At 66.6% G+C, this 14,592-nt stretch carries 16 protein-coding genes; 11 read left to right on the top strand and 5 right to left on the bottom strand.

Annotated elements, in window-relative coordinates:
- Positions 1–161 precede the first annotated feature (161 nt).
- The 3 genes from greA to recJ are packed head-to-tail and all read left to right on the top strand — an operon-like array spanning position 162 to position 3,361.
- Positions 162–638, top strand: coding sequence for a transcription elongation factor GreA (gene greA, locus ACTJJK_RS11705; RefSeq protein WP_036149007.1), 477 nt, complete (start codon positions 162–164; stop codon positions 636–638).
- Between the two features lie 42 nt (positions 639–680).
- The gene (locus tag ACTJJK_RS11710) at positions 681–1,622 is read left to right on the top strand and encodes a hypothetical protein (protein WP_031372731.1); all 942 of its coding nucleotides are present in this window, start codon (positions 681–683) and stop codon (positions 1,620–1,622) included.
- Positions 1,623–1,630: 8 nt separating this feature from the next.
- Positions 1,631–3,361 carry a single-stranded-DNA-specific exonuclease RecJ gene (gene recJ / locus ACTJJK_RS11715; RefSeq protein WP_031372732.1) on the top strand — a complete coding sequence of 577 codons (1,731 nt, stop codon included), beginning with the start codon at positions 1,631–1,633 and terminating at the stop codon, positions 3,359–3,361.
- 6 nt (positions 3,362–3,367) lie between these two features.
- Here recJ and ACTJJK_RS11720 read toward each other — a convergent pair whose 3' ends face one another.
- The 3 genes from ACTJJK_RS11720 to ACTJJK_RS11730 form a co-directional block, all read right to left on the bottom strand.
- Positions 3,368–3,706, bottom strand: a complete 339-nt coding sequence (locus tag ACTJJK_RS11720; RefSeq protein ID WP_440730270.1) for a hypothetical protein — start codon at positions 3,704–3,706, stop codon at positions 3,368–3,370.
- 3 nt (positions 3,707–3,709) lie between these two features.
- On the bottom strand, positions 3,710–4,756 hold the full coding sequence (tssA, locus tag ACTJJK_RS11725) for a type VI secretion system protein TssA (RefSeq protein WP_031372734.1): 1,047 nt from the start codon (positions 4,754–4,756) through the stop codon (positions 3,710–3,712).
- A gap of 522 nt (positions 4,757–5,278) precedes the next feature.
- Complete coding sequence (locus ACTJJK_RS11730; protein ID WP_440730271.1) at positions 5,279–6,259, bottom strand: siroheme synthase; 981 nt, start codon at positions 6,257–6,259, stop codon at positions 5,279–5,281.
- 87 nt (positions 6,260–6,346) lie between these two features.
- On the opposite strand from ACTJJK_RS11730, the gene ACTJJK_RS11735 reads away from it, so the two are divergent.
- Both ACTJJK_RS11735 and ACTJJK_RS11740 read left to right on the top strand, forming a co-directional pair.
- Positions 6,347–6,922: an ANTAR domain-containing response regulator gene (locus tag ACTJJK_RS11735; protein ID WP_031372736.1), complete on the top strand. Its 576-nt coding sequence runs from the start codon at positions 6,347–6,349 to the stop codon at positions 6,920–6,922.
- A gap of 7 nt (positions 6,923–6,929) precedes the next feature.
- On the top strand, positions 6,930–8,006 hold the full coding sequence (locus tag ACTJJK_RS11740; protein ID WP_440730272.1) for a CmpA/NrtA family ABC transporter substrate-binding protein: 1,077 nt from the start codon (positions 6,930–6,932) through the stop codon (positions 8,004–8,006).
- Between the two features lie 60 nt (positions 8,007–8,066).
- Here the strand turns inward: ACTJJK_RS11740 and ACTJJK_RS11745 are convergent, their stop codons facing one another.
- Positions 8,067–8,540: a DUF1456 family protein gene (locus ACTJJK_RS11745; RefSeq protein ID WP_031372738.1), complete on the bottom strand. Its 474-nt coding sequence runs from the start codon at positions 8,538–8,540 to the stop codon at positions 8,067–8,069.
- Positions 8,541–8,861: 321 nt separating this feature from the next.
- Between ACTJJK_RS11745 and ACTJJK_RS11750 the strand changes: the two genes are divergently transcribed.
- Positions 8,862–10,067 (top strand): serine hydrolase domain-containing protein, encoded by a 1,206-nt coding sequence (locus ACTJJK_RS11750; protein ID WP_440730273.1) that lies wholly within the window; start codon positions 8,862–8,864, stop codon positions 10,065–10,067.
- A gap of 34 nt (positions 10,068–10,101) precedes the next feature.
- Here the strand turns inward: ACTJJK_RS11750 and ACTJJK_RS11755 are convergent, their stop codons facing one another.
- Positions 10,102–10,863: a glutathione S-transferase N-terminal domain-containing protein gene (locus ACTJJK_RS11755; protein ID WP_440730274.1), complete on the bottom strand. Its 762-nt coding sequence runs from the start codon at positions 10,861–10,863 to the stop codon at positions 10,102–10,104.
- Between the two features lie 272 nt (positions 10,864–11,135).
- Between ACTJJK_RS11755 and ACTJJK_RS11760 the strand changes: the two genes are divergently transcribed.
- From ACTJJK_RS11760 to ACTJJK_RS11780, 5 genes are all read left to right on the top strand, one after another.
- Positions 11,136–11,624 carry a DUF4019 domain-containing protein gene (locus ACTJJK_RS11760; protein WP_440730275.1) on the top strand — a complete coding sequence of 163 codons (489 nt, stop codon included), beginning with the start codon at positions 11,136–11,138 and terminating at the stop codon, positions 11,622–11,624.
- Between the two features lie 45 nt (positions 11,625–11,669).
- Positions 11,670–12,116 (top strand): hypothetical protein, encoded by a 447-nt coding sequence (locus ACTJJK_RS11765; protein WP_031372742.1) that lies wholly within the window; start codon positions 11,670–11,672, stop codon positions 12,114–12,116.
- 109 nt (positions 12,117–12,225) lie between these two features.
- Positions 12,226–12,831 (top strand): hypothetical protein, encoded by a 606-nt coding sequence (locus ACTJJK_RS11770; RefSeq protein WP_440730276.1) that lies wholly within the window; start codon positions 12,226–12,228, stop codon positions 12,829–12,831.
- Between the two features lie 51 nt (positions 12,832–12,882).
- Complete coding sequence (locus ACTJJK_RS11775) at positions 12,883–13,473, top strand: hypothetical protein (RefSeq protein WP_200875851.1); 591 nt, start codon at positions 12,883–12,885, stop codon at positions 13,471–13,473.
- 601 nt (positions 13,474–14,074) lie between these two features.
- Complete coding sequence (locus tag ACTJJK_RS11780; protein WP_152566283.1) at positions 14,075–14,335, top strand: hypothetical protein; 261 nt, start codon at positions 14,075–14,077, stop codon at positions 14,333–14,335.
- Positions 14,336–14,592: the final 257 nt, after the last annotated feature.

Here is a 14,592-nt window from a genome sequence, read left to right on the forward strand (position 1 = left end):
CCCCTTTCCCGCTTCGAGCGGGGCAGGGGACGCCCTCTCCCGCTTGCTGCCGCTCCGGAACCCGGCGCCCCGTCACAAGGGTGTCAAGCGCGCGCGTTCCCGGCACAATGGGTCAACAATCAACTCGATCGGCCGGGACAGCCCGGTATGAGGAAGCTGGAATGAGAGCACCAATGACGGTGAAGGGTGCGCAGCGTCTGCGCGCCGAGCTGGAAGAACTGAAGTCGGTCAAGCGGCCGGCGGTCATCAACGCGATTTCGGAAGCGCGCGCCCACGGCGATCTCAAGGAGAACGCCGAGTACCACGCCGCGCGCGAACAGCAGGGTTTCATCGAAGGCCGCATCAAGCAGCTCGAAGCCGAGCTGTCGCATGCCCAGGTCATCGACATCAGCCAGCTCAACGCCGGCTCCAAGGTCGTGTTCGGCGCCACCGTCGAGCTGGCCAACGTCGACACCGACGAAGAGCGCAAGTACCAGATCGTCGGCGACCTCGAAGCCGACATCAAACTCGGCCTGATCGCGATCTCCTCGCCGGTCGCGCGCGCTCTGATCGGCAAGAACGAAGGCGACAGCGTCGTCATCGAAGCGCCGGGCGGCACCCACGAGTACGAGATCGTCGGCGTCAGTTACGAAGGCTGACCTTGACCCGCACCCGCGCTCGCCGTGCATGAACCGCCGCGTATGAACAGCGTCACCCTGCTGTTGCCCGAACGGGCGCGTTTCGGTGGTCAGCGCCTGAGCGAGGCCTTCGGGCGCCGGCTCGGGCGCGCCGATCGCAGCGTCGAGGCCGGCGGCCAGGCTGCGCGGGTGTTCGACATCCTGCCGCGCGGCTGGCCGGTCGCGGCGGTGACGCGTCAGCGCGACGTCGGCGATGCCGCGCTCGGCGCCTGGCTGCGCGCCGATCCGGCCTATGTGCGCCCCGACATCAACGGCGCACGTCTGCTGGCTTATGGCGAGGCCTTGGCGCTGAGCGAACGCGACAGCGCCGCGCTGCTGCCGGCCTTGAAGCCTTTGTTCGGCGATGCCGGCTTTCCGATCGATGCGCCGACGCCGACGCGCTGGTATCTGGCGCTGTCGCGCGAAGCGCGTCTGCCGCGTTTCGCCTCGCCCGAGCAGGCGCTCGGCGAAGACATGTTCCAACACCTGCCCGGTGCCGAAGGCGACGGCCCCGAAGGTCGCCGCTGGCGCGCCTTGCTCAGCGAGGCGCAGGTGCTGCTGCACAACCATCCGCACAACGCCCAGCGCATCGCCGCCGGGCTGGCGCCGATCAATTCGCTGTGGTTCTGGGGCGGCGGCGTGCTGCCCGATCACGTCCGCAGCGAATACGGCGAAGTGCGCAGCGACGACGAGGCCCTGACCGCGTTCGGCGCCCAGGCCGGCATCGTCGCCGGCGAGCTGCCGCCGGCCTGGAGCGCGGGCGAGGGCGTGCGGCTGTTCGATCTGCGCGGCGCCCGCGACGTCACCCCTTTGCAACGCGACTGGTTCGAGCCGATCGGACTCGCGCTGGATGCCGGCGCACTCGACCGCGTCAGCCTGGCCTTCGCCGACGGCGAACGTTTCGAGTGCGCGCGCTCGCAGCGCTGGCGCTTCTGGCGCAAGCCGCTGCGTTCACTGCAGGATTGAACGACACGATGAAACCCGTCGCACGCCTGCGCCGCCGCGAACCGGCCGAAGCCGGGTCGTGGCCGGATGCGATTCCGCCCTTGCTGCGCCGGGTCTACGCCGCGCGCGGCGCGACTTGCGTCGAACAGGCGCAGCCGCGGCTGACCCAGTTGCTTCCGCCCGACGGCATGCTGGGCCTGGATGCGGCGACCGCCTTGCTCGCCGATGCCATCGCCGCCGATCGCCACATCGTCGTGGTCGGCGATTTCGACTGCGACGGCGCCACTGCCTGCGCGGTCGGCGTGCGCGGCCTGCGCATGCTCGGCGCGAAACGCGTGTCGCACGCGGTGCCGAACCGCATCGTGCACGGCTATGGCCTGTCGCCGGCCCTGGTCGACGAACTCGCCGCGCTGCAACCCGACTTGTTGGTCACGGTCGATCACGGCATCGCCTGCCATGCAGGCATCGCCGCCGCGCGCGGGCGCGGCTGGCAGGTGCTGGTGACCGATCACCATCTGCCCGGCGAACATCTGCCGGTCGCCGACGCCATCGTCGACCCGAACCAACCCGGCGATGCCTTCCCCAGCAAGATGCTGGCCGGCGTCGGGGTGATGTTCTACGTGTTGCTGGCGCTGCGCCGCCGCCTGCGCGACGCCGGCGCCTTCGGCGACGGCAACGGCAACGGCCCCGACCTGAGCGTGTTACTCGATCTGGTCGCGGTCGGCACGGTCGCCGACCTGGTGCCGCTCGACGCCAATAACCGCGTCCTGGTCGCCGCCGGCCTGCGCCGTTTGCGCGCCGGGCAGGGTTGCGCCGGGCTGCGCGCGCTGATCGAAGTCGCCCAGCGCGATTACCGGCGGCTCACCGCGTCCGATATCGGCTACGCCCTGGCGCCGCGCCTCAATGCCGCCGGCCGCCTCGAAGACATGGCGCTCGGCATCGAATGCCTGCTGACCGAGAACGCCGCGCAGGCGCGCGACATCGCCTCGACGCTCAACGAGATCAATGCCGAACGCCGCGCCGTGCAGCAGCAGATGACCGACGAGGCCGAGCTCGCCTTCGCCCGCGTCGCCATCGATGCCGCGGCGATGCCGATGGCGCTGTGCCTGTTCGACGACGATTGGCATCCTGGGGTGGTCGGGCTGGTCGCTTCGAAAATGAAGGAACGGCTGCACCGGCCGGTGATCGCATTCGCGCCGGCCGAGCCCGGCAGTGAGCAATTGCGCGGTTCGGCGCGCTCGATTCCCGGCTTCCATATCCGAGACGCCCTGGCCGACGTCGCCGCGCAACACCCGGACTTGATCGAACGCTTCGGCGGCCATGCGATGGCCGCCGGCCTGTCGCTGCGCCTGGACGCGTTCGAAGCCTTCCGCGAAGCCTTCGAGGCTTGCGCCCGCCGCATCCTGACCCCGGAACTGTTGCAGGCCGACGTGCTCAGCGACGGCGAGCTCGAAACCGGCGAATTCGATCGCGTGCACGCCGAATCGCTGCGCGATGGCGGCCCCTGGGGCCAAGGTTTCCCCGAGCCGATTTTTTCCGGAAATTTCGAGGTCGTCAGCTATCGCGTGCTGAGCGAAAAGCACCTGAAGCTGGTGCTGCGAATGGAAGGCAGGGCGGAACCCTTGAACGCCATCCATTTCAACGGCTGGGAGGGAGTGCCACCGCCGAAGTACGTCGTGGCGGCCTTCAAGCTCGAGCCGGACGACTACCGGGGCGGGGACGCGATCCAACTCAATGTCGTCTATCGTGACTCGCTCTAAAGCGGATCAGGCCGCTCCGGCCGCTTCGCCCGGATGCCATCCTTCAAGGTCGTGGATACCACCATGCAAGTACATTTGTTTCGAGGGCCCGGCAGGGTTTTCGGCTTTACCGCCGATCTGTCCGGCGCCAACCTGCCTGCGCAGTTCGCTCCTTGGTCGCATTTCATGAGCGTGGAGATGCGGCAGGGCGAGCCGATAGCCGGTGTCGAAGTCGATGAGTGCCTCGCGGATATGGAGGCTTTCGGCGTACACGTGACCGATGCCCACGTCCGTATTACCGAGCAGGCAGTGCAGCACGGCGAACGCGCGTAGATTATTCACGGCCTGCAGCTCGCGGCCCGACAAGATTCACTCGGCCGGTACGTACACCGAGGTGCCGGCCAGGCTCTGCACGTGCGCCAACGAGGCCGGCACCAGCTCGCGCACGATGTCGCAGAAGTTCATGTCCATCATCCGCAGGGCACGCCGGATCAGCAGCGGCGCCGGATGGCTGGGCTCGTAGCGCTCGAGGTAGGCGCTGGCCTGTTCGAGCGCCAAGGCCACCTCGCGCCGCGAGCGGAATTCCAACATCGTCGCAGTGGCCTGGCGGACGATCCGCTCGCCGCAGGCGTCGGAGTGCAGGTGGGGCGTGGTTTGCGAGTCGAGCGGTGCGCTCGCATCCAGCACCACGTGGACGACGCGCAAGGGCGCCTCGATCGCGCTGAAGTCGGGTACCAGGCTCGGATCGAGCGCCTGTCCGAGGCGGGCCTTGATCCGCGCGAGCAGCGCCAGGATGTGCACGACCGCGAAGACTTCGGTTTGTCCGCTGGATCGCGCATTGCGCAGATCGACGGCCAGGCTGTTGCGCTCGAGGCTGCAACCGCTAGGCAGGTTTGCGACGCGTGCCTCGACCAGCGTGCGCACGGTCTCGCGCAAGGTCAGCACGCCGTGGCGGTCGCGCAGCAGGGTTGCGTTGCGGATCGACTTGCCGATGCTCATCGCGTCGGCGATCGCGGCGATCGCGTACAGACGCGGCAGCGGGTCGTAACGGCCGAGCACGTCGAGCCGCGGATGCACTTCCAGCCAATAGCGATCCATCCATTCTTCGATCAGCTCCAGGCCCTTGGCGAACCCCGGCAAGCCGTAACGTTGCAACCAGGCATGGGTCAACAAGGCGGCGATGCGCAGGTCCTTCGTGCGCGCCAACAGGTCGCAGGCTTCGCGCTCCACCTGGACCCAATCGGGCGGCGCCGCGGCGAGCACGGATGCGCCGCACAAGGGTTGGTCCCGACCGGCCGCGATGCGCAGCAGGCCGAGGTAGGCCTCCTCGCGATCGAGGTTCTCTCCGCAAGGCCGATCGGGTTCGATCGGCCCGATCAGCGAAGACGCGCAATGCAGTGTGTCGAAAGGAAGCATTCCAACCGTCCTTAGTCCTTTGACGTGACTTGCTCGTTCGATAGCGAATGGTATGGATAACAGCCGCCCTGGAGTCTAACAACCGCGGTGCCCGGCAGGTTCCGTGATGCACTTCTGCCACAGAGTGAATGTAATTCGCGGCACATTACTAAGCGGTGGGAGAACGATGGCTACGCGAGTGCCGGCCGGCATGGCGGATCGTCCGGATTCGCTCGGCGCGCTTAGCCTCGAAATTGCGTCAGCAGCGTGCCTCGGGTCCGGAAGCGAGAGCGGACGAGGGCGAAAGCATGAATTCGTTGTGAATATGTCTTGGTGCACATTTGACGCCTTGGCACGGCGCTGGAGCTGCGCCCGCCTCCTTGATGTCGATATCGCCGAGGCGACCAGGCGAGCTCGGCCGCTCGATTCAGGCATCGGCGGCTGCGATCGACGAGATGCATTCGCGAGATCGGATGCAGTCGCCGGATGCGTTGCTCGGCGGATCCGCGTCGCGCGTCCGCTGTGCCATGCCGGTGCTTGCGGTTACGCCGGCAGCCCCGCGATCACCTCATGGGCGATGCCGTGTTCGGCGAGGCGCTGCGCCAAACGGTCGCCAGGCGCATTGCGATAGGCATCGCCGGGTTGCAGGCAGACCACGCAATCGCCGGCGTCGACGTGGCGGAGCAATAACTGCCATTGCTGCTCCGCATCGGCCGGCAACGGCCGGCGCGGGGCGTCGCGCCGTGCCAGCACCAACACCGGCGCGGCGACGTCGGGGCCGTACAACAGCACGTCGGCCTGATTGAGCGCACGCAGCGCGCGCAAGGTCAGTTGCCCGGCGTCGTCGCCGCCAGTGCCGACCAGCAGCACCACGCCGCTGCGCGAAACCGCGTCGCTATGTTGCAGGGCCAGCCGGAACGCCTGTTCTGCCTGTTCGCTGTGGCCGCGTTCGAGCAGGCCCGGCACCGGGCCGTCGAGCACCTGATCGAACCAACGCCGCCGTTGCGCGAGTTGCGGCAGCGCCTGGCGGATCGCGTCGCGATGGCGTTCGAACAGCGCGGCGAGTTCGCCGAGCGAGGGATCGAGCTGCGACTCCAGCCGCTCGCGCAGACGCCGGGCCAGCATCGGTGCGGCACCGCCGGAGGAGATCGCGACCTGCAAGGGCGCACGGTCGACCAGGGCCGGGATCTGGAAGCTCGACAGGGTGGCGTCGTCGACGATGTTGGCCAGGCGCTTGCGGCGTCCGGCCTCGTCGGCGAGGCGCTGATTGAAGGCGTGGTCGTCGGTGGCCGCGATCAGCAGCCAGGCCTGGTCGATCCAGTCCGGGTCGAAGGTCCCCTCGCGGCGCCTCAGCCGGCCCTCGTCGAGCCATTGCTGGAGGGTTTCGTTGAGCGCGTGGGCGTGCACCTCGACCCGCGCCCCGGCCTGCAGCAGGGCGTCGATCTTGCGGGTGGCGACTTCGCCGCCGCCGATCACCAGGACCTCGCGGCCGGACAGGTTGGCGAACAGGGGAAACAGCGCCATGCGGGTTCCTGGAGGCGGCGGGGGGTGGCTCGCGGCCGCTCATGTTGCATGGCAACATGGGGTCGAACTCCGCCAGCCAGGGCTGCAATGCTACGCGTCCTCTTGGTCACCGACACCGACAAGCCGATCGGCCAGCTGCGCAACGCGCTGCTGGCGGCCGGGCACGAGGTGCTGGACGAAGTGGCCGCCACCGGCGCCTTGCTGCGGGCGGTGGAGACGCAGCAGCCGGACGTGGTGATCGTCGACGTCGACTCGCCCTCGCGCGATTCGCTGGAGCAACTGGCGATGCTGCACCAGCACGCACCTCGGCCGGTGGTGATGTTCTCCGCCGACGGCGACCACCAGCTGATCCGCGCCGCGGTCGGCGCCGGGGTCACCGCCTACGTGGTCGACGGGCTGGCCCCGGAACGGCTGGCCTCGATCATCCAGGTGGCGTTGGCGCGTTTCGAGCAGCAACTGCATATCCGGCGCCGGCTCGACGACGTCCAGCAGCAGTTGCTCGACCGCAAGCTGATCGACCGCGCCAAGGGCCTGCTGATGGAGAAGCGCGGCATGAGCGAGAGCGAGGCCTACGCCGCGTTGCGCCAGCAGGCGATGCGCCAGGGCGCCAAGCTGGTCGACGTGGCCCGCCGGATCATCGCCATGGCCGACCTGATCGGATGAGGGCCGCATGACTATCGACGACGACGTGCCGACGCTGACCCTGGGCTACATGCCCCTGATCGATTGCGCGCCGCTGATCGCGGCGGTGCGGCTGGGGCTGGACCGGCGCCACGGCCTGCGCCTGGTGCTGAAGCGGCAGGCCTCGTGGGCGGCGATCCGCGACAAACTGCTGTCCGGCGAACTCGATGCCGCGCATGCGCTCGCCGGCCTGGTCTACGGCATCGATGCCGGCATCGCCGGGCCGCAGGCCGATCTGGCGATCCTGCTGACCCTCAACCAGAACGGCCAGGCCATCACTTTGTCGCCGCCGTTGGCGCAAGGCCTTGCGGCAGGCCGGCCGCTGCGCGAGTTGTTGGCCGAGCTGCCGAGGCGGCCGGTGTTCGCCCAGACCTTTCCGACCGGCACCCACGCGATGTGGCTGTACTACTGGCTCGCCGCACAAGGCGTCGACCCGCTGCGCGACATCCGCAGCCTGACCCTGCCGCCGCCGCAGATGCCGGCGGCGCTTGCCGACGGCGAACTCGATGGGTATTGCGCCGGAGAGCCCTGGGCGACTCAGGCCGAAGCGCTCGGCGTCGGCCGGCTGGCGATCCGCAGCGGCCAACTGTGGCCGGGGCACCCGGAGAAAGTATTGGCCTGCCGGCGCGAATTCGCCGCCCTGCAGCCGGAGCTCGCGTTGGCGCTGACCGCCACTTTGCTCGACGCCTGCCGTTGGCTCGACGATGCCGGGCACCGACGGCAAGCGGTGCCCTGGCTGGCGCAACCGGAGGTGATCGGTTTGCCCGCTGCGTCGATCGAAGCCTGTCTGCTGCCGGGCGGCGCCATCGACGCCAGCGGCAGCGGCCTGCGTTTCCACGACGACGGCCGGGTCAACTTCCCCTGGCTGTCGGACGGGCGCTGGTTTTTGCGGCAATTCCGCCGCTGGGGTTGGCTGGCGCCGGCGCAGCCGGACGAAGACGCGACCCGGCTCGGCAACATCCACCGCCTCGACACTTATCGCGAAGCGGCGCAGCGATTGCAGGTCGCGGTGCCGGCCGCCGACAGCCGCCGTAGCCTGCTGTTCGACGGAACGGTCTGGGAATGACGCAGGAGCGGGCGAAGGCGGCCTAGCCGCCGTTCGTCGCAACCGGAGTGCCGTGCGGCCTCAGCCGCCGCCGCGCACGCGCAGGGTCAGGCCCTTGAGGAAATTGCGCAGCAGCTGATCGCCGCAGAGGCGGAAATTCTTGTGGTCGGCCTGACGGAACAAGGCGGTCAGCTCGGGCTTGGAAATCGGGAAGCCGGCGTCCTGGAAGGCCTGGTGCATGTCGACGTCCTTCAGTTCGAAGGCGACCCGCAGCTTCTTCAACACCACGTTGTTGGTGACGCGTTTTTCCACCGGGCGCTGCGGCTGGCTTTCGTCGCGGCCGCGGTAGTGGAACACCAGCCCGTCGAGAAAATGCGCGAGCACCAGGTTGCTGCACTCGGCATAGCCTTCCTCGTCCTCCTTCTTCAGGAACGCCAGGATGTCGGCCTTTTCCAGGGCCAGGTTCGGGTCGGCCAGCTTGGCGATCTCGACGACCTTGAGGTCGCTGAGGTCGAGCATGTAGCGGATGCTGCGCAGTACGTCGTTGTTGATCATCGGTGTTCCATGGCGCCGCGCCTGTTGCAGGCGGAGCGTAGCGCGAGTCGGGTTCGGGGTCTTTCGTGGTGCAGGCGGCGCCGGGCGCGGAGGCCGGGCCAGCCGCTGGAAAGTCGTGGGTGGGCCATTTTGGCATCCCTGGGCGCGCAGGGGTGAACGGGGGCGTTCAGCCAGCCGGTCGGCGCGGCGGTTTCGCTCCGCCCGTGGCAACCGAATGCTCGAACGGTGCATCCAAGCCCGTATTCGTGTCCGGCAGGGGGCTGTAACGCCGAACGCGAGATCTCGCTCCGCCATCTCGTCGCAACTCCTCAAAGGGCATCCATGACTCGCATCGCGTCCGCGCAACACCCGTTCAACAGCAGGAGCCGTCGTTCGTCGCCGATGTGGGCGACGGCGCTGACCCTGGTCATGGCCTGCGGGACGGCGACCGGCGCGTCGGCATCGTCCGTCGCGCCGGCCTTCGTCGCGACCATCGAGGCCGAAGTGCCTGCCTTGATGCAGTCGGCCAAGATCCAGGGTGCGGCGGTGGGTCTGATCGTCGATGGCGAACTGGTGTACGCCAAAGGTTTTGGTTTCGCCGATCACGCCGGCCGGGTTCCGGCCACCGCCGACACCGTATTCGTGGCCGCCTCGTTGTCGAAGCCGATCGCGGCCTGGGTGGCGATGAGCCTGGTGGAGCAGGGCAAGATCCGCCTGGACCAGCCGGTGGCCGAGCTGTTGTCGCCTTGGCCGCTGGCCGAAGGCAAGTTCGACCATCGTGCGATCACGTTTCGCCATCTGCTTTCGCACACCGCCGGCACCACCCTCGGCGGCTACCAAGGTTGGCTCGACTTCAAGGAATTGCCGAGCCTGGAGGAATCCCTCGCCGGCAAGACCAACGGACGCGGCGCGGTCGAACTGTTCGCACCGGCCGGCGCGCAGTTCCAGTATTCCGGCGGCGGCTACACCTTGATGCAGCTCGCGATCGAGCGCAGCACCCGGCGCAAGTACTCCGAGCTCGCGCAAGAGTTCGTGTTCGCGCCCTTGGCCATGAAGCACTCCAGCGTAGCGATGACGCCGCAGTTGTTGGCCCGTGCGGCGCAAGGCCACGGCGACGACGGCAGCCCGGTGCCGATGCGCTATTACGTCGAGCAGGCGCCCTCGACCCTGAGCACCACGGTCGAGGATTTCTCTCGATGGATGATCGCCGGCATGGAGCAGGCCGATGGAACGACTATCGGCCCGATGTCCCCGCGGCAACTCGCGCAAATGTACGAGCCGGCGAAGCTCAGCACCGAACGCGCTTCCGGCGATGCCGTCTACGGGCTCGGCCATTTCATCCAACGCTTGAGCGACGGCAGCACCGCGGTCGGCCACGATGGCCGCAATCAGGCCGGGTTCCGCGCCAACTTCCTGATGCGTCCGCACCAACGCGACGGTATCGTCTTCTTCAGCAATTCTCGCACCGGTCTTGCGCTGGACCGCATCGTCTGCCTGTGGACGGCGGATGCGACGAAAGCCGATGCCACGGCGAGTTGCAAGAAATAGCCGGCGGCGTTGCAGCGGATTTGTGCGTAAGCAGTCAGCCCGCGATTGCCGACAATTGCGAATAAGAAGTCGCCGGCGAGCGCGCCAGGCAGGCGCGCCAGTCCAGGAGATCGCTGAATTCTTGCGCGAGTTGCGGGTCGCTCCAGCAGCGGCGATGGGCCGGGCCGAGCGGCGGCTCGGTACGGGCGATGGGGGCGATGCCTTCGAGCACGACCGCCATCGCGATGTCGGCGTAGCCGAAGCGCTCGAACAGATAACCGCTGCCGGAGCGATCCAGGCCTTCGCGCAGTCCTTCGAGTGCGCGACGCAAGGCGCCGGGGACGAGCAGGTGCTGGTATTTCCTGTCGAGCCGGCGCGCGGCATCGCGGGCGACGAAGCGCAGCGGCGGGCGCAAGGGCGCAGGCAGCAGGCAGGCCAGGGCTTCGTCGAGGGCAGGGGGGCTGGCGAGCACGCCGCGCACGACGCGGGTGCGGATTTCGGCGAGCGCGGCCTCGCTGAGTTCATTCCAGGCCGCAATCGCGGCGAAATCGCCGAGGCGGCCGTCGCCGGCCTGGGCATCGGCATGGCGGGCGATGTCCCAGGACCCGCGTACGACCTGCACATCGGTCAGCAGCACCGGCACCGAGACCGCGCCGGTCCATTGCCGCATTCGCCAGCGCAACCAGGGTTCGCTGAGGGTGGGGGTGTATTCGCGATAGCCGAAGGGCAGGCTGCAGTGCTCCAGCGCCCAGCGCGCCTTCTGCGTCCACGGCGAGAAGGATTCGCCGACCAAGAGCACTGCGGGATCTGCCGTCATGCGTCTCATCCTGGTTGGAAGGCTTGCCATGGCTCGGACGGCGAACACCGTACCGGGTCCGCCGATAGGCCTTGTTCGCGCAGGCCTGCCGGGCCCGCGGCGGAGTGGTTTGCGGCTGGGCGACTGGGTACAGTAAGGCCTGAGGCCGGCCGAGTATGCAGTGCTCTTCAAGCGAGCAACTGGCCCAGACTCAGGACGAGGTAGGGGAGTGCATTCACGTCCTTGCGGGGCGTTGGGTGCACGGCGGATCGATCCATCGATCGGGGGAAGGGATGTCGCGCAAATTCGCTTGGGCAATGATGTTGGCGATGGTGCTCGTGCTTTGCTCGTGCAAGGTGAGAATCGGACCGGAGAAAGAAGAGCCGGTCAGCGCGGGTACTGAGCAGCAGCAGCGCGAGGTGCTTGCGGCGGCTGAGAAGTTCGCGGATCGGCTGGATAAGGGCCGTTACGCTGAGAGCTGGGAGCTGGTCGGCCCGGTGCTTTTGGCTAGCAGCACGAAGCAAAAATTCACCGGCTTCCTGACCACGACTCGCAAGCCCCTGGGCGCTGCCGGAAAGCGGGAGATCATCGGGTTCGGTTTTCAGAAGAAACTCGATAATGCCCCGCTTGGACAGTACGCGACGATCGCCGTGAAAACCGACTTTGCGAAGGTCCGAGGCGTGGAGGAGACTTTCGTGTTCGAGCAGGCCGGCAAGGACTGGAAGCTGGTCGGCTACTCATTGTGGAAGCAGCAGACGTTCTCGTTCAGTCTATCCAAGTAAGGCAGGTCAGCGCGTGAGCCGGATTGTGATTACTCGAGGCAAGCGATGAAATACGTCCTGGCACTGTTCGCCCTGCTGCTGGCGGGCGCAGCTTGCGCTACTTCCGTACCTCTCAAGCCTCTCGAAGAGATGGTCGGGGAGGCGGATCACGTCGTGGTCGCGACGGTCGAGTCGGTGGACATGGTCGGCGGCCGTGGCGAGCCGATTATCGATCCAAAGGCGCGTACTGGGCCGGGATCGAAGAACCGGATGCGCTTCAATCTGCGGGTCGAGGAACTGTTGTTCACCCGTTCGCCGGTGCTGCCGCCGGCCTTGCGCGTGCCGTTGTGGTCGGCCTGGCATTACGAGCTGGGCGACATCCAGGAGCAGGTGACGGGTTCGACCGGCATCTTTCTGCTCAAGGGCGACGACTACCAACCGGTGTACCCGGCCGATTTTCAGCGTCCGCTCGACGAGCGCGAGCAAATCGAGCGCCTGCTGCAATCCCGGTAAGCGCGGGACTCCGCAGCGGCCCGTTTGGCCTTACGGCTTCGGCCTTAATGGCCCTGTTTCGCCGTCCACTGCGCCGCTATTTTTCCGGCAGGCACAGGAGGACGGTCGGATGAAGCAGATCGGTTATGCGCTCGGCGCCGCGCTATTGGCGGCGGCAATGGTCATGGCCCCGGTGGCGATGGCGACGCAGGACACGCCCAAGACGGCGAAGCCGGCCGATCTGTCGGGCCTGCGCGATTTCGATTTCTTGAACGGCCATTGGAAGACCAAGCACCGGCGGCTCAAGCTACGCTTCGTCGGCAGCAGCGAATGGATCGAGTTCGACGGCAGCTTCAGCCAGCGCCCGTTGATGGACGGGTGGGGAAACACCGGCGACAACGTCTTCAACCTGCCTGGTGGTGCCTATCGCGGGGTCAGCCTGCGTGCCTACGACGCCCAGACCGGGCAATGGACGGTGTGGTGGCTCGACGGACGCAATCCCGGCGACGACCTGAGCCCACCGAACAAGGGGCGCTTCGAGGGGGGGCTCGGGCGTTTCTTCGCCAAGGACACGATGCAAGGCAAACCGGTGCTGGTGCGGGTGACCTGGTCGCAACCCAGCCCGGACGCGCCGCGTTGGGAGCAGGCGTTCTCGATCGACGACGGCAAGACCTGGGAGCTCAACTGGGTCACCGATTTCATCCGCGTCGATACCAAGACCGCCGCCGCCGACTGAGCCGGCGCGGTCCCGTAGCCAGGCTTCTTCACGAACTCGATGACAACGCCCATGACCGACTCGATCGATCGCCGACGCCTGCTGCAATGGTCGCTCGCGGCGGTTCCCGGCTTGATGTTGCTCGGCACCGCTGCCGGCGCCGAAAAGGCCACGAAGGAGAATGCACGCCGCGCCGGTGCCGAGCGCGACTTCGATTTCTTTCTCGGCAGTTGGGACGTCAAACATCGTCGCCTCAAGAAGCGGTTGGCTGGCAATAACGACTGGGAGGAATTCGAAGGCAGCACCCGTTGCCAGTCCCTGCTCGGAGGCATCGCCAATATCAACGACAGCGTGTCTTATCGCGCCGGTGGCGTGTATCGCGGCATGGGTCTGCGCGCGTTCGATGCCAACAGCCAGACCTGGGCCGACTGGTGGCTGGACGGCCGCAACCCGGTGAAGATCGACACGCCTGGCATCGGACGATTCGAAGGCCGTGTCGGTACCTTCTTTTCCGAGGACCTCCACGACGGCAAGCCGGTACGGGTGCGCGGTGTGTTCACCCACCTCAGCGACAGCCGCATGCAGTGGGAGCAGGCGTTTTCGCCCGACGGCGGTGCGACCTGGGAGACCAACTGGGTGATGCGCTATACCCGGACCGCGTAAAGCAAGGGGCGGACTCTCGTTTCCTGTCAGTGTCGTCGGCTGAGTAAGCGATCTGTCCTGGCTGTCGTGATCGAAACTTTCGCTGGATCATGCTGAAGCCGCGCCGATCGTATTCAGCGCGGCTTCGTCGTCTGTTCGATTTCTGCTTGCGGCCGATTCCACACTGCAATACAGACGCGCGGTAGCGTGCAGATGCCGCTGTCGAGCGTTCGCGCATGAACCATGCGCAGTCATCGGCCCCAATGTCGTAGCGCACTTGCATTCGCTTATCGATCACAAGGGGAAGGTTTGCTCGGCATATCTATGTGTGCCGAAGTTCACAGGAATGCACGGCTTTGAGTGTGCCAACTTTACTAGAGTTGATATTTTCATAAGCGAATTGCGCACTACATCACATTTTATTTTGTAAGCTGGGTTTGAGACCTAGCACGGCTGCGATGCCTGCGAAGTCGGGCAAGGGCATAAGGAAGTGTGCCAGCCATTGGGCGTATCGCTTGTACAGGCTTCGGCTTGCTATCGGCGACACGGTTTCTCCAGGGCCTGCGAACGGAATCGCGACTAGTCAATCGAGCTGCAGATGATCCGTCAGCGGAAGGTTCGCATGAGTATCCAAATCGTCGGTCGTAATACGGTCGTTCCGGCAGCGCCGAGCATCGAACAGGCAAAGCCGCAAGCGGAAGCGCCGAGCACCAAGGTCATACACAGCACCGTTTTCTCGGGGCTGGGCGTGGGCACCCAGGTGACCTTGATCGTGCACAGCGACACCATGAGCGACCAACACGTCTCCCTGCTGCACGACAATTGTCTGAAAGCGTTGGAGCGAGCGGCCCGGTCGGTATGCGAGGAAGTCGCAGCGGCTTGAGGCGGTTGTTGTGCAGTCGACGCGCTAGTCGGGAGGAGGGTGCTTTTACCCCAAGTTCCGCTGCTGCTGGCATTGCTTGTGCTTTTGCCTTTGCCATTGCTATTGCCTGTGCCTGTGCCTGTGCCTGTGCTGTTGCTGTTGCTGTGCGTCGCCGAGCACTCGCGAAGGCAAACGAATACCCGGAGGGCGGCCCGCATGGATGCGGGCCGTTTTTCATCGGGACAGGGATGTCCCGTATGAAAAATCCCCGCGGATGC

The sequence above is a fragment of the Lysobacter sp. 22409 genome (assembly GCF_052045105.1).
In the GTDB taxonomy this organism is placed as follows: domain Bacteria; phylum Pseudomonadota; class Gammaproteobacteria; order Xanthomonadales; family Xanthomonadaceae; genus Lysobacter; species Lysobacter antibioticus_B.

What these genes read in the sequence shown, in the direction of transcription:
- greA (WP_036149007.1), top strand. Translation starts at nt 162, where the DNA reads ATGAGAGCACCAATGACGGTGAAGGGTGCGCAGCGTCTGCGCGCCGAG.
- ACTJJK_RS11710 (WP_031372731.1), top strand. Translation starts at nt 681, where the DNA reads ATGAACAGCGTCACCCTGCTGTTGCCCGAACGGGCGCGTTTCGGTGGT.
- recJ (WP_031372732.1), top strand. Translation starts at nt 1,631, where the DNA reads ATGAAACCCGTCGCACGCCTGCGCCGCCGCGAACCGGCCGAAGCCGGG.
- tssA (WP_031372734.1), bottom strand. Translation starts at nt 4,756, where the DNA reads ATGCTTCCTTTCGACACACTGCATTGCGCGTCTTCGCTGATCGGGCCG.
- ACTJJK_RS11730 (WP_440730271.1), bottom strand. Translation starts at nt 6,259, where the DNA reads ATGGCGCTGTTTCCCCTGTTCGCCAACCTGTCCGGCCGCGAGGTCCTG.
- ACTJJK_RS11735 (WP_031372736.1), top strand. Translation starts at nt 6,347, where the DNA reads ATGCTACGCGTCCTCTTGGTCACCGACACCGACAAGCCGATCGGCCAG.
- ACTJJK_RS11740 (WP_440730272.1), top strand. Translation starts at nt 6,930, where the DNA reads ATGACTATCGACGACGACGTGCCGACGCTGACCCTGGGCTACATGCCC.
- ACTJJK_RS11745 (WP_031372738.1), bottom strand. Translation starts at nt 8,540, where the DNA reads ATGATCAACAACGACGTACTGCGCAGCATCCGCTACATGCTCGACCTC.
- ACTJJK_RS11750 (WP_440730273.1), top strand. Translation starts at nt 8,862, where the DNA reads ATGACTCGCATCGCGTCCGCGCAACACCCGTTCAACAGCAGGAGCCGT.
- ACTJJK_RS11755 (WP_440730274.1), bottom strand. Translation starts at nt 10,863, where the DNA reads ATGACGGCAGATCCCGCAGTGCTCTTGGTCGGCGAATCCTTCTCGCCG.
- ACTJJK_RS11760 (WP_440730275.1), top strand. Translation starts at nt 11,136, where the DNA reads ATGTCGCGCAAATTCGCTTGGGCAATGATGTTGGCGATGGTGCTCGTG.
- ACTJJK_RS11765 (WP_031372742.1), top strand. Translation starts at nt 11,670, where the DNA reads ATGAAATACGTCCTGGCACTGTTCGCCCTGCTGCTGGCGGGCGCAGCT.
- ACTJJK_RS11770 (WP_440730276.1), top strand. Translation starts at nt 12,226, where the DNA reads ATGAAGCAGATCGGTTATGCGCTCGGCGCCGCGCTATTGGCGGCGGCA.
- ACTJJK_RS11775 (WP_200875851.1), top strand. Translation starts at nt 12,883, where the DNA reads ATGACCGACTCGATCGATCGCCGACGCCTGCTGCAATGGTCGCTCGCG.
- ACTJJK_RS11780 (WP_152566283.1), top strand. Translation starts at nt 14,075, where the DNA reads ATGAGTATCCAAATCGTCGGTCGTAATACGGTCGTTCCGGCAGCGCCG.